The sequence below is a fragment of the Paenibacillus provencensis genome, from assembly GCF_042678545.1.
Lineage (GTDB): Bacteria > Bacillota > Bacilli > Paenibacillales > Paenibacillaceae > Paenibacillus > Paenibacillus provencensis.
The window spans coordinates 945,609-959,687 of the sequence record NZ_JBHTKX010000001.1 but is presented as its reverse complement, the minus strand read 5'-3'; the positions used below and the strand labels follow the sequence as shown (position 1 = coordinate 959,687).

The 14,079-nt window shown below is 43.2% G+C and carries 13 protein-coding genes; 4 read left to right on the top strand and 9 right to left on the bottom strand.

Annotated features, from left to right (window positions below):
• Positions 1 to 82: 82 nt before the first annotated feature.
• A complete protein-coding gene (locus tag ACFQ3J_RS04495; RefSeq protein ID WP_251581376.1) occupies positions 83 to 901 on the bottom strand; it encodes a phosphotransferase in 819 nt (272 codons plus the stop codon).
• 286 nt (positions 902 to 1,187) lie between these two features.
• Positions 1,188 to 1,289, bottom strand: a complete 102-nt coding sequence (locus ACFQ3J_RS04490) for a DUF3977 family protein (RefSeq protein WP_211753665.1) — start codon at positions 1,287 to 1,289, stop codon at positions 1,188 to 1,190.
• A 261-nt stretch (positions 1,290 to 1,550) separates the two neighbouring features.
• Here ACFQ3J_RS04490 and ACFQ3J_RS04485 point away from each other — a divergent pair, with 261 nt between their 5' ends.
• Positions 1,551 to 2,063 carry a hypothetical protein gene (locus tag ACFQ3J_RS04485; protein WP_251581374.1) on the top strand — a complete coding sequence of 171 codons (513 nt, stop codon included), beginning with the start codon at positions 1,551 to 1,553 and terminating at the stop codon, positions 2,061 to 2,063.
• Positions 2,064 to 2,152: 89 nt separating this feature from the next.
• On the opposite strand, the gene ACFQ3J_RS04480 is transcribed toward ACFQ3J_RS04485, so the two are convergent.
• The 6 genes from ACFQ3J_RS04480 to nirB form a co-directional block, all read right to left on the bottom strand.
• A complete protein-coding gene (locus ACFQ3J_RS04480; protein WP_251581372.1) occupies positions 2,153 to 3,022 on the bottom strand; it encodes a serine/threonine protein kinase in 870 nt (289 codons plus the stop codon).
• 644 nt (positions 3,023 to 3,666) lie between these two features.
• On the bottom strand, positions 3,667 to 4,125 hold the full coding sequence (locus tag ACFQ3J_RS04475; protein ID WP_091157171.1) for an NUDIX domain-containing protein: 459 nt from the start codon (positions 4,123 to 4,125) through the stop codon (positions 3,667 to 3,669).
• A 39-nt stretch (positions 4,126 to 4,164) separates the two neighbouring features.
• A complete protein-coding gene (locus tag ACFQ3J_RS04470; protein WP_251581689.1) occupies positions 4,165 to 4,743 on the bottom strand; it encodes a serine hydrolase domain-containing protein in 579 nt (192 codons plus the stop codon).
• 519 nt (positions 4,744 to 5,262) lie between these two features.
• Positions 5,263 to 6,045, bottom strand: coding sequence for a uroporphyrinogen-III C-methyltransferase (gene cobA / locus ACFQ3J_RS04465; RefSeq protein ID WP_251581371.1), 783 nt, complete (start codon positions 6,043 to 6,045; stop codon positions 5,263 to 5,265).
• Positions 6,042 to 6,356, bottom strand: coding sequence for a Rieske 2Fe-2S domain-containing protein (locus ACFQ3J_RS04460; protein WP_251581370.1), 315 nt, complete (start codon positions 6,354 to 6,356; stop codon positions 6,042 to 6,044). The genes cobA and ACFQ3J_RS04460 overlap by 4 nt, the downstream gene beginning before the upstream one ends.
• A 24-nt stretch (positions 6,357 to 6,380) precedes the next feature.
• On the bottom strand, positions 6,381 to 8,807 hold the full coding sequence (nirB, locus tag ACFQ3J_RS04455) for a nitrite reductase large subunit NirB (protein ID WP_379292283.1): 2,427 nt from the start codon (positions 8,805 to 8,807) through the stop codon (positions 6,381 to 6,383).
• A gap of 424 nt (positions 8,808 to 9,231) precedes the next feature.
• Between nirB and ACFQ3J_RS04450 the strand changes: the two genes are divergently transcribed.
• Together ACFQ3J_RS04450 and ACFQ3J_RS04445 are read left to right on the top strand one after the other, a co-directional pair.
• The gene (locus ACFQ3J_RS04450; protein ID WP_091157179.1) at positions 9,232 to 9,819 is read left to right on the top strand and encodes an ANTAR domain-containing response regulator; all 588 of its coding nucleotides are present in this window, start codon (positions 9,232 to 9,234) and stop codon (positions 9,817 to 9,819) included.
• Positions 9,820 to 9,840: 21 nt separating this feature from the next.
• The gene (locus tag ACFQ3J_RS04445; protein WP_251581368.1) at positions 9,841 to 10,902 is read left to right on the top strand and encodes an anthranilate phosphoribosyltransferase; all 1,062 of its coding nucleotides are present in this window, start codon (positions 9,841 to 9,843) and stop codon (positions 10,900 to 10,902) included.
• A gap of 194 nt (positions 10,903 to 11,096) precedes the next feature.
• On the opposite strand, the gene ACFQ3J_RS04440 is transcribed toward ACFQ3J_RS04445, so the two are convergent.
• Positions 11,097 to 13,613 (bottom strand): beta-mannosidase, encoded by a 2,517-nt coding sequence (locus ACFQ3J_RS04440; protein ID WP_251581367.1) that lies wholly within the window; start codon positions 13,611 to 13,613, stop codon positions 11,097 to 11,099.
• Positions 13,614 to 13,720: 107 nt separating this feature from the next.
• On the opposite strand from ACFQ3J_RS04440, the gene ACFQ3J_RS04435 reads away from it, so the two are divergent.
• Positions 13,721 to 14,074 carry a hypothetical protein gene (locus ACFQ3J_RS04435; protein ID WP_251581366.1) on the top strand — a complete coding sequence of 118 codons (354 nt, stop codon included), beginning with the start codon at positions 13,721 to 13,723 and terminating at the stop codon, positions 14,072 to 14,074.
• The last annotated feature ends 5 nt before the right edge of the window (positions 14,075 to 14,079 follow it).

The window sequence follows — 14,079 nt, the reverse complement described above, 5'->3', positions numbered from 1 at the left end:
GTTTACCAATGGAAACACCTCACTTTTCATATTCAAATTCCGCTAGTTTGTCGCTTGATTTTGTATTACAATCCCTTGGACTTCACACCAATTCCGTAAGACCCATCAACCAAATATCTCTGGTGGCTACAAATATAGGTACGGCTCTGATCTCAGTACTCGACGGGGGCTTGATCTTTTGGTAGGAATGTATAAATAATGTCCAATTCTTGTTCTCGAAAGCATCCTTGTCTTTAAACATCACTTTATTCCAAAGATAAACCGAAACGTCATACGATCTGTATCCATATCCGCAGCAATCGAAGTCGAACTGTGTTAGCGTATTCTCATGAAAATGTACATTTCCTCCGTGGAGATCGCCATGACATATCCCCCATTCAATATCATTTGATATTTCTTCAATACGACTTCGAAGTTCTACTGTTAACGCTTCCAAATAATTGAAGTCCTCAGGTCTATGCGATAGAAACGGACGAATATTCTGCAACGGTTCATTCAATAGATGATTCAGATCGATCTCAAATCTGGCATGTTCACTTCTAAAATGATCCATCACGAGATGCATTCGAGCAACCTCTTCACCGAATATTTCACTTTTATCCTCATCTTCAGAATACTCACCGTCAGCGTATGTAAATAACACCATGTGACGTAAGCCTTCGGGCGCCTGCAGGTCATAAAGATAATCACTATCTTTTGTTGGTACCGGGGAAGAAACAGAAATCCCCTTAAATTTCAAATCATTCAGAAGCTCCAGCTCAAACAAAATATCTGCTTTGGTACGCCAATGCGCTTTATAAATCCGTAGAACATATTGTATTGAGGAAGTTTTCACGACATATGTATCATTTAATCCATTTACAAGAAAACGGCACTCCTTCACTTCTCCAATCGAATACAACTCACTCACCAGCTCTAAGTAACGAACTTGAGGATATAACTGAGTGGTTATAAGTTACTTTCATCATATCTCTTATGTTCCTCCGTCTCATCGATACATTATGTATTACTCTCTGATTCGAAAGAATCATATCATACATTTACTGGTAATGTTTGATTATAACCAAACTTTTGTTCCTAGCTAATCAATTTCATATCCCATAAAATCCAATTAATATTTTGATTTTCTTTTTATCCTTCCCCACAAACTTTATTCCTTCCTTTGAATCAATAACCAGAACGTTCTTCTATACCCAAATTCGAATATACACCGATTTTAGCTTGAATGGTCGTACAAAGCCTTTAATTTCACTTTCCGATGCATCCTCGTGTTCAAATTCTGTTCTAATGAATCATCGATTCCCGAACCCAATTTCCGTATATTTCTTCAAAGTAACAAGCCTCCAAATTCAAAAAATACGATTATCTCTTATAGTTTTATTACAGGTGCCTTATAGTACTTCTAAGAAGGGATATATTATATTAACTTTAGTATCTATACTAGTAAAAATTGTCTTTTATCAATTATTAATATATGATACGATCCTTTAGTTGTTAATGAAGGAGGATATTTATGAACGGGTCCGTGGAGATAAGGAGTTTAAACTGACATGAGTAAGAAAAAAAATTATACAATCATTATTGTTGTCCTCATAATTCTTGTTCTACTATCGATTATACTTTTGAACGGATATAATAAGGCTAAAAGTGAGGCTAACGCATACTATACTAGTTTTATATCAAGTCTCCAATCTCTAAATCAGTCCTTAGCTCTTATTGAGGATAGTAAAGAACTGGATGAAACTCCTGTACTGATGGTTGATGTTATTGCTTATATTAATTTGGTAAACGATCGATTAGATCTTTTTGTACAAAAAAACACGAATAACTCTCTTGAACTAGCTGAGCTAGATAATGAATTTCATATACTAAAACATGAATATATAGGTATGGTACGAAATCAAGTTTCAAAGCCAAACGAATCAAACGTCCAAACGAATATTAAGTTAAGAAAACAAGTCCGGTTATTGATGGATGAATTACCAGATGAGCTCAACAATACTAGAGATTTTGCTCAGGAATTTAATAGAGTGGCCAAAAAGTTCAGACCTTTCATTTATTAAGAGATAAATATGACTACCCTCCAATTGAAATTAGAATTCAAACGATTGGAGGGTATTTTATGAGAGTCCTTCTACTTAACCATTAATAATTACGAATTCATCGCTTCCTTCCATGCCTCATAAAATTCCTTTAGAGAGCTATATCTGTCTTGTCTGTCCTTGCTAGTTGCTGTCCGCGCAACATTATACAGTGCTTCACTTGCATCCCATTTCTCCAGGGATCGATCGGTTTCACCGCCTAATAACACAAATGCCGTTGCTCCCATGGTATACACATTGGTTCGACTATCAATCTCTGCACCTAATTCAAATTCTTCAGGAGACATAAATCTAGATGATCCCCATAGCCTTCCCATCCGATTGTAGAATGGTTTTCTTTGATAATAATCAATATCACAAATTTTAATCTCATCGTTCGCGAAATTATATAGCAGACTTCCATCATAAAAATCAATGGCTGTATAGCCCTTTTCCTCTACAAGAACATGAAAGTCAAATATTCGATCTAAGGACAGCAGTCTTTTCTCGATGGATAAATGCTTAAACTTATAGAATGGAGAGCCAGGATCTATATATTTGGCTGGAGGAGGATATGACCAATGAGAGTGAAGACATTCACCATCAAACCAATTGAATATGGCAGCATAGCCTGAATCTACTTCAAAGTGATCAATAAGCTCCACCAGTACCGGATGGCTTAGCTCTTTATACAACGAAATGGCATCCGCCAATGCCGCGACTGCATCTTGAGGATCTCCTTCATATTCCATTGTTCTGACTCCGGCAAACTTCACAAACTTCTTCTGTCCCGCCTGCTCGATGCCGAAGCTAATATTACCTGAATCCTGCTGATCAAACACCGCAAACACCGTTCCTAGCTGAGTCAACCAACTGAAATCAACTTGTTCCTTGAGGTAAAAGGAAACCTGATCTATTTGATAGGCAATAGGACTGTTCATTCTACTCCTCCTGCTCGTGATTACTATTTATCTTCAAGCTTGTTTCCAAATGGATCAATGACGCAGCATTTCTTCACTGTCCGAAGGAGTGCTTTCTAACCTTAACTAACAACTTCTTTCTATTAAGCTAAATTTGTCAAATCCCTAATTGGAGGATACATTTCTCTTCATCATACGCTTGATTTATCATTCTTATCAGCTTATTCAGGTCCGTGATCAAGTCCTCTTTTACAAACCTTAATCTGTCATATTCTCCATATTCATCATTGCTATCCAACGTATAGCTTCCTTTGAGCTCGATCATCTCAGGAGCAAATACAAACAAGTCAACCCAAGCCTGAATTATTCCTCTGAACGTTATTAGATCCTGTTTATCAATAATTGTTACTCCGATTCGTGCTTGGATTCCAGCAAGACACCCAATTCAGCGAATCATTCAGATATAAGATGAACTCATCATCAAAAGAAACATGATCATCATCAGACAACCCCTCCCTATGTAGGTTTCCTTAGGAATCCCAGCTAAAGTTTAAATAGAAAGGAATTAAAGCATCTGTATTAATACTCTCTATAACGAACTCATGCTTTGGCACGTGTCTAATAGCACCTCTTCTCACACATACAATTCTTCTACTCTATTAATTTTAGGTGCGTATTAAGCACCGGAGATCTCTCTTCAAATCTTCAAATACAGGCCTTTGCACTGAGCTTATATCCTCTATCAAAATTTCATCTATGAACTTAAATTCAAGAGTTATCGATTCTTGGTGGACATCGTTATAAATAAGCGTATTATTGTCCTCGGCAATCCTGCCTTCCAAGTCCGCTTCCGCATTAAAAATAAACATCACAAAAACGACTTCATTTCCATCCGGATACCTATACTTCATGCGTGCGCCGCTATAAACGGAATAAAGCTCATGCTGTTTCACCAGAAGGCCAGTCTCTTCAAAAACCTCTCTGATCATCGTCTCTTCAATAGACTCACCAGCCTCCATTCCGCCGCCAGGGAGGCCCCAATTTCCATAATCCGATCTTTTCTGCATCAATATCCGGCCGAGCTTGTCTCTTATAATGGCTCCACCTGTTACGATAATTTCCATCTTCGCTAATCCCTCTCGCATTTCAATTTTGCCCTTATGCTAAACCATGATTTTATTATTCAGAATATAGTTATTATAATAATGTATCGGGCTTGAGACATCACCGGTTAGATTACTTGTAAACACGGCAACCAACTGCCTCTGCTGATTAACGAATATGTATTGCCCTCCCATGCCCATAGCATAGAATGTCCGATCCTCGTCATTTAAGGTATTCATGTCTTTTAATATCCACCAATGATAGCCATATGACGTTTCTTGTGCCTCCTGATTTCTTGTTGATTTATCAATCCATTCGGCAGGAATCAGCTGTTTCGATTTCCATTCCCCGTTATGTAAATATAGCAGCCCAAATTTCAGCATATCTTCCGTCTTCATGGTCATGCTGAATCCACCGATCGCAATCCCTTGCGCATCCTGATACCAATTAAAATCTTCAATACCTAAAGGTACAAACAAGTTCTTTTTCGCATAATCGACGGTATTCATTTGTGTGGCCTTCTGTAATATATTGCTTAACAGATGTGAATTACCACAGCTATATTTCATGTGCTTTCCAGGCTCCGATTCGACAGGCTGTTCAAGTACAAATTTGACCCAATTCTTTGATGGGATCATCGCTTCATTACCTGGCCATTTCAAGCCAGAGGACATCGTTAGTAGGTGTTAATGGTTATGTTCTTCTTAGAGTCATCTATGTCTTCAAAATAATGAGCAATTGAAACATCCTCGTTCTAAATATAGCCCTGCTCCATCGCAATACCACACAATGCGGACGTTATACTTTTGGTAACCGAATTTATTTTGAAGGGTTTCTCTTTTGCTTTCCGGTTTCTGTAATATTCAAATATTACAGACTCTCCTTCATATACAACACAGCTAACAATCTTATCTTTCTGAACTGCTCTTTCAAGTTCCACCAAATTTCTCAATAGAACAACTCCTTTTAGTTCAGTCTATCAACTTAGCAAATCACTAAATTATACCAATAAAACATAAATATTGTAAGTCAAGAACTGGGCACCATCATAAATCACACCTCTAGCAAGTAAAAAAGCACACCTAGGATAGACGTTGTAATCTATCTTTCGGCATGCTTTATGAATTTATCGTTTCTCAATCAACCACTCTTCTTTTTTATCCGATCTGCTCCATTCGAGCTGGAAGCTCCTGCCGTAATTGCAGCAGTTCTTCCCTTACCTTCACAACCTCTCCAATAACGATGAGAGCTGGATTCTCAATACGCTCTACCTTGGCAAGCTCCTCAAGCTGCTCCAAGGTTGTTACCATTACGCGCTCCTGCGACGTGTTACCTCTCTCAATGATGGCAACCGGTGTATCTGTTTTTTTTCCACAAATAATCAGCTCCGAGCGAATCGCAGAAATATGGCTTACACCCATATATATAACAAGTGTGTCTACTTGCTTGGCTAGCTGACCTATTCTCTGCTGACCAAGATCCACTTCCTTCCGGCTTGCCGTTATGCAAGCGAACGAAGTCGCTAGCCCTCGGTGCGTCAGAGGGATCAATGCTGAGCTGCCGGCTCCGATCGCAGAAGTGATGCCAGGAATGACTTCATAAGCAATTCCACGTTTGGCCAGTGCGAGAGCTTCTTCCCCGCCACGTCCGAAGACAAAGGGGTCTCCACCTTTTAATCGAACAACATAGCTCCCTGCCGATGCATAATCAATAAGCTTCTGCTGTATTTTCTGCTGTGTCATCGCATGAACGCCCGGTGCCTTCCCGCAATAGATTCTTCTTGCCTCTGGCCTTGCATATCTAAGAATCTCTTCGTTAACCAGACGATCATACAGGATAATATCCGCCTTCTCAATGCACCGAAGCGCCTTTAACGTGAGCAGCTCGGGATCTCCGGGTCCTGCGCCAACAATGCTTACATATCCGCTGCTCTTCTTCATAGCGTTACATAAACGGCGCCGCTCGCCGGATCGACCTCAAGTACATAGGCATTGACCTTGCCCTCATCCGGTGCTTGAACCTCTCCACTGCAGAGATGTACCTTCCAGTCATGAAGCGGGCAGTGCACATTACTGCCGCATACCATACCTTCCGAGAGCTTCCCTCCCTTATGAGGGCATCGGTTTTCAAGCGCCTTGATGGTACCGTCACTCAGCTTGAATAGGGCAACCTCCGTATTCTCAATCATCACGACTCTTGTACCGAGGACATCAATATCGGATTCGTATGCTACCAAAAATTTCTGGCTCATGGCTAATGTCTCCCCCTATTACCCCTAATCGTGTGACAGCTGATAACGATTCAGCGGCTCAAAATTTTTCCGAAGCTCTTTGTTCTCTGCAATCTCTTTCCACGGATCGACCGTGTTGGCTAATGTTTCATTAATCCGGGATACGAGCTCGGCTCTAAACTGTGCATCAGCCAATGCTTCCTTGATTGAATCGAGGCCAACTTTTTCGACCCAATCCGAAGTCCTTACTCCCCAGCTCGCTTGTTCTCTATAATATTGAAGGAATGCGCCAGACCATTCCACGACCTCATCCTCTGTCTTCACTGTACATAACAGCTCCCCGGCTCTAACCTTAATCCCGCCGTTACCCCCGACGTAAATCTCCCATGCTCCATCCAACGCAACAACACCAACGTCTTTAATTACAGATTCAGCACAGTTACGGGGGCAACCCGATACCGCCATCTTCACTTTGTGTGGAGCATTTAATCGTTCAAATGTCTTTTCAAGCCGGATTCCCATTCCTATAGAGTCCTTGGTTCCAAATCGACAGAAGGTTGAACCCACGCAGGTCTTGACCGTCCGAAGTGTTTTACCATAAGCATGACCTGAGGGCATATCGAGATCCTCCCACATACTAGGCAGATCTTCCTTCTTCACACCAAGCAGATCCAGTCGCTGTCCGCCTGTGAATTTCACCATAGGCACATCATATTTCTCCGCAACCTCAGCAATTCGTTTCAGCTCTCCTGGAGAAGTAACACCGCCGTATATCCGTGGTACCACTGAGAACGTGCCATCCTTCTGAATATTCGCATGATAACGCTCGTTCGTGAAACGGGACTCCTTCTGATCTACATATTCGGATGGCCATAGCATGCCAAGATAATAGTTCAGTGCGGGTCTGCATTTCGTACAGCCTTCCGGTTCATTCCAGCCCATGACGTTCATGACTTCCTTCACATTTTTCAGGCCCATTTCCTTAATGCCTGCAATGATCTCCTCACGATCAAGTGTTGTGCAGGAACAAATCCCTTCCTTCATTCCTGTCTTCGCTGCATCCCCGGCATAAGCGGTAATCAGTTGTTCGACAATCGGTTTACAGCCGCCGCAAGAAGCGGATGCTTTGGTACAGCCTTTGACTTCAGCAACACTATGACACCCCTGACCAACGGCATCTACAATTGTCTGCTTCGTTACGCCGTTACATCCGCAGACGATTTCGTCCATAGGCACATCGAGTATCCTGGCCCCTGAAGATGCGCTGTCCAGCTTCATACCCAGGAGCAGCTCTTTCTCACGTCCCGCAATCGACTCTCCGCTTCGGATCAGCGAGAACAAGGAAGCTCCGTCATTCGTATCCCCGAACAATACCGCTCCCACCAGCCGATCACCGCGCAGCACAATTTTTTTGTAGACACCATCAATATCGTCTTGATAACGTAAGGAGCGGGTGTCGTCTGCATCGAGATAATCACCTGCTGAGAATACATCTACACCGGATACCTTCAGCTTCGTTGAAGTCACTGAACCGTGATACCCTTGATGCTCCACATTTGCCAAATGCTTAGCCAGGACACTTCCTTGCTCATAGAGCGGCGCAACTAAACCGTACGTTATTCCATTGTGCTCCGCACATTCGCCCACAGCATATACATTCGGGATACTCGTTTCCATACTATCGTTAACGATGATCCCGCGTTTTACAGCAAGTCCCGCACTTTTGGCTAGTGTCACATTAGGAAGAATGCCGACAGCCATTACAACCAGGTCAGCCGCAAGCTTCTCTCCATCCCGGAATTTAAGCCCACTTACGCGCCTCCGTCCGATTAGCTCTGCCGTTTGCTTATTCAGCAAGAACTTCATGCCTTGATCTTCGAGCTCCATGCGCAGCATCGTTGAAGCTGGAATATCGAGCTGTCGGTTCATTAGATACTCACTATTATGAATCACCGTAACGTCCATACCCAGATTCAGGAGACCACGTGCAGCTTCAAGACCAAGCAGCCCTCCCCCAATGACTGCGGCCTTCTTATAATTAGCCGAAGCTTCAAACATCGTTTCGCAGTCCTTCACATCCCGGAAGCCGATAACTCCTTCCTTATCTGCCCCAGGCAGTGGAAGAATGAAGGCTTTAGATCCTGTAGCAAAAATAAGCTGATCATATGATGCCTCTGCTCCTGATGCGGAAGTTACTGTCTTTTTCATCGTATTCACTTCAATTACAGGATCGCCTGTATATAGGCGGATATGATGTTCCTCATACCAAGTCCATTCATTGATAATAATGTCATCTACAGAGGTTCCACCTGCAAGTACTGAAGATAACATGATTCTATTGTAATTCGGATAAGGTTCCTCCCCGAAGACTGTAATCTCATATTTCTCCGGCGCAAGCTTGAGCAGATGCTCAATGGTTCGAATACCTGCCATCCCGTTTCCGATAAGTACTAATTTGCTGCGTTCAGACATATTGTACCTCTCCCTTCCGAAATCCCTCTCTTTATGAACAAAAAAAATGAACAAAAAAAGCCTGCCGCGCTGTATCAGTGAACACAGTTGTTCCCTGAATTTAAGCGAGGTCAGGCTTCGTTGCCATTCCTAGACGAATACGCCATTGTATTCGAAGACGTTTATAAATTTGATGTTATTACTATAATTTGTTTTTTATTTTATGTCAATATACTTTACGCAATGATCCATATTACATTAATATATACGAATATCAAACCGAATCGACGTAAGGTTATCTCACAATTTTCATGATACAGTGCGATTTTTCACAAAATAAGAATTGCTTTTTGGAAACAAACAAGAGAAAATAAACAAAATGATGAAACGGAACCAGTTCATGGTATTACGATTTTTCAACATATAAGGAGGTGCCTAGGCTTCCATGCGTTCTTTATTACTTGTAGAAACCCATGTCCAAGATGCCCGCCTGTCAGAAGAGCATACTCGTCCCGAATCCCTGCTGGAGTCAAGTGGCTATCTTGTTCTCGCTGCGGGTAATGAAGCCGACATCCATACTCATATATCCAGAGCAGAAGCAGCCGTATTGCACCTGCCTGTATACGAGATTGAGTCGTGGAGTGAGAAGCTCATTCAAATTAAACCACTGCCTCTCTTGTGGTGGTGTAGCTCCGATGCCGCTAGTGCTTCCATTACTTCCTGTGAAGTCGAGGCGCCGATCGATGGAATATTGACTCCTACCATGAAGGAGCATGAGCTCGATTGGACGCTGCATTTTAGCGAGAAGCGCTTCTTCGAAAGACAAGAATGGGCAAGTGAACGCAAACAACTGCTCGCTAGGATCGAAGATCGTAAATGGATTGACATGGCAAAAGGAATCCTCAGTGATATTAATCGGATAAGTGAATCTGAAGCTTATGACCTGCTCCGCAAAAAGGCGATGAATGAACGTAAACGGATCGTTGACGTCGCTATCTCCATCGTAAAAGCTCATCAAATGCTTAAAGCTTAAGCTTCGTAAGGAGGTAACCCTATGAATATGAACCATTTTCTTAAAGAAGTGGGTAGAGGTAAAAGAGGCTCTCGTGATCTAACTTATGAGGAAGCTGCGGAATGTGCAGAGTTAATCTTGTCACAAATAGCAACTCCGGTTCAGATCGGTGCATTTCTTGCGTCCGCAAGACTCAAAATGGAAAGTACGGATGAAATAAAAGCATTCGTTGACATCTGTCGTAAATATGCAAACCGCTCCTACTCCCATGAAGGCATTGATTTTGCCGGACCTTATGATGGACGTAGCAATTCTTATTACGCTTCACTAGCCGCGGCGTTTGTCGTTGCAGCTGCCGGTGTAAAAGTAACGCTGCATGGCTCTGAGCCGCTTCCTCCCAAATGGGGAGTAACCTATCCGGTATTGTTCAGAGCTCTCGGTATCAACACGGAAGCTGCTGATGACGATAACTGCCACCTTGCAGCAGAAGCCAGCGGCGTACGCTTCATACAGGCAGAACGGTATAGCGGTAAGCTGAGTGGGCTCCGTCAGCTCCGTGAGGAGATGGGACTGCGCACGATATTCAATACCGCGGAGAAACTGATCGATTACAGCCACTCCCCTTATCTCGTGTTTGGCATCTTCCATAATACCGTCTTTGAGAAAACTGCCAAAGTGCTGACAGATCTGAACTACCGTCGTGCAATGATCATTCAGGGCTCGGAAGGCTCCGAAGACCTGCATATCCAAAGACCCACAAGGACTTACCTGGTTGAAAATGGTCAGACCACATTGCAAGTACTGGATCCCGAAATGTACGATATTGATTCTTATGTTCCTGATATCCAATGGACGGCAGCCAAGCAGGCTGAAGTCACCCTTGAAGTTCTGCAGGGCAAAGGGATGATGCCGTTTATGAATCAAGTCATCTTCAATGCAGCTGTCCGGTTATATGTCGCAGAGCATGCACCTTCGATCGAGGAAGGTATATATATCAGTAAATCACTGCTCGAGAATGGGGCAGCCTGGAATACGTATCAATTGTTCCGTGAGCATATCATCCCGAACCCGGAGCCTGCGAGTGTCGTGACGGAGTTGAATTAACATCGGCGTGTTAACACTACTTATCTATGTTTAGAATAATCCTAACTCAATGATAGAGGATCAAGACGAACAAGGAACCAGCCCTCTCTCCAGACGCACTGGAGAAAGGGCTTGTTTTATTCCATGCAGTTTTCTATTTATCATCATAATGACTCAGATTAATGCTTCTATAAAGTACATAGCAAATAATGAGATCATTCGTTAAGAGCACTTACACTAAGCTTTGACCAAGGCAAGGCTTCTCCATGGCGATGAGCTATGGAGACCACTTTGTGCTCACCAGGAAGCAGATCAAAGTAGTTGTCACTGAATTTGACATTCCCCAGAGGCAGATCTAGCTTTACGAATCGAGCCAAATGATCCACAGCAGTAATTGTTACCGTGCTAATAATCTCATCCACCTGAACGTGAAGCTGCGCCTCTTCCAAACGAAGATCTTTCGGATCTCTTAAATAGTAACGGTTAGCAGGAGCTTGTATCTCTCTGGATGACAGCTCTACCATTACCTCTTCCGGACCGAATCCCTGCAGGATTTCCGCTTCATCAAGCTCAGCATACATTGTCGACGAGATCGGATCGGCCTGCGCCTCATAAGTACCTGAGTATACAACCTCTCCATCAAAAGTATACACCTTCAGGTCGATAACACCATTCACCGAATGAGGTGTATCATTAACAAGCCATAAACGAAGCGGTTCACCGGGTTCATATTCTACAGACAATAGCAGAGGGTGAAAGAATCGTTTACCGTAGTAGTACGAGGCTTTGGGAAGCAGCTCATAATCAATCATCGCCCAGCTCGTACCCGGCCAGCTATCATTTAACTGCCAGACAAGCGCACCACTGTTGCGGTCATTATTTCGTCTAAAGTGTTCGATCCCATATTTCAGCCCTTCGGCCTGTGTGAGCATAGAGAAATTCATATACTCTTCAATATTGGACGGAATGCCTGTATAGCCTTCCATCAGCAATATCCCCTTCTGATGATTGGTGTCCTTGTTCCGGTAAGCCATTTCCTGGCTCCCCCAATAGAACTGGCCTGCAGGTATATTTTTCTCAAGTGTATACCGATTGGCTGAGGCATGCATACCAAATTCACTGCTGAACAGCGCATCATCATGCTTATAATTTTTGAAGGTTACACCTTGAATGCTGTAATCCAGCACCGGCTCTTCCCCTTGCTTTCTTGGATAGACTGAGCCGTGCCATACCTGCCAGTTATGCCGATCTCCTGTGGCGGGATCATTCGCATCCTGCTCTTCCTCAGCACCATAAGGTGACGAAGGCCAATAGGGGCGTGCCGGGTCAAGCTCCTCCAGCACTTCAGGAATGAGCTCATGATAGATGCTCTCCCCGTAGAAAGTACTCCTGATATCACCACTTGACGTCTTCATGTCATACAGCCAATCAATCTCATTATTCCCACACCACAATGCTAGAGATGGATGATTACGCAGCCGCAGAACATTATCAACCACTTCACATCTCACATTATCCATAAAATCCCGGTTAAAATCAGGGAACAGCGTATTGGCAAAAGCGAAATCCTGCCATACCAGTATTCCCCTGCGGTCACACGCCTCATAGAAAACGTCCTTCTCGTAAATGCCGCCTGCCCATACACGCAGCATATTCATCTGCCCCTCTGCCGCGAGATCAATCAGATCACGGTACTTCTGATCCGGAATCGATCCGATCAGATGATCGGCTGGAATCCAGTTGGCCCCCTTGGCGTAGACTTTGACTCCATTTAATATAAATGCAAACGAATTTCTCCCCTTCGAGTCCTTCAGGGCAAGCTCAAGTGTTCGAATACCCAAGGATTCTTCGTAAGCATCAAGCAAGTCATCTCCCTCAAACAGCTTGACCTCAAGCCTGTACAAATACGGCTCTCCCAAATCATGAGTCCACCACAGCTTCGGTGAAGAAATATCAAGCTTGAAGTCTACACCCGCTTGTTCGACTGGCTGCTCAGCTGCAGCAGCAATTCTGCCATCATGCTCTACTATATTTATAGAAAGGCGATAATTCGCCGGTTTGACATATCTTTTAATTGCTGCTGTCACATGAACTACTGCCTTTGTTTCCGATAGAGCTGCGGTCACAGACGCGATATGTTCAATTTTGGCGTGACGGTATTGCTTCACATGGACTTTACCCCATACACCGACAGTAACCATTCGGGGACCCCAGTCCCAGCCAAAATTCATTGCTGCCTTCCGAATCCATGGACGTTCTTTGGTATAGGAAGACCAATCAAACAATTCCTTGTCCTTGTTATGCAGGGACAGCGGATCAAACTTAATAGCTATTGAATTCCATCCTTTACGAGCAATTCGAGTAATGTCAAAATGATGTGACATCAGCATATTGTCCGTCTTGCCGATCTCATGTCCATTCACATAGATGGTCGCGAAAGTGTCTAACCCTTCAAAATGCAGCTCGGTTTTCTCTCCTGCCTCACTGACTTGATCCATTGTGAACGTTGTTCGGTACCACCATTCTTTTTGCTCAATCCACCGGCTCTTGATGTCATTATGACCGTAATACGGCGGATCGATGATTCCCCGTTCCACTAGAGCCGTATGAACATCTCCCGGTACGCTGGCTCCGATCCAGAATCGATCATCAAATCCCGGGGCAGCAAGCTCAAGCGGATTCTTCTCCCCTACGTCAAAATGCATCAGCTTCCATATACCTGACAGTTCCATCCCCAGTATGCCACTCCTTCTAACTCCATCAGTCTGCTAAATCTGTTGTTTCATTCATCTCTATCTGTTAGTGTACAATGGCATCCTATATAATGGAAGCGTTATCAGTGAAAATGGTCGTGAACGACTACAACCATACACTCAAAAAAAAGCACCCCTTGATTGAAGTGCCCATGTCAATAGACACACTAAAAATTATGAACATTATTAATTTTACTATTATGAACTACGTTTTTGTCGAAACGATGGTTGGTTGTCCAAACACCGGCTTATACGAAAGGATTGGATTCATGCTGCAGGCAGCGCCTTACAACCTGAATTTTGATTTCATATGGAATCGGGTTTCTTTTGGACATTACAAACACTCCTATCATGGTAGAAGTAGAGTTTTGTTTTTTCTACTGTCTACTATGATGGGAGCATATCAGATCGATACTGTTCTCTACTACAATATGCTCTAATTACA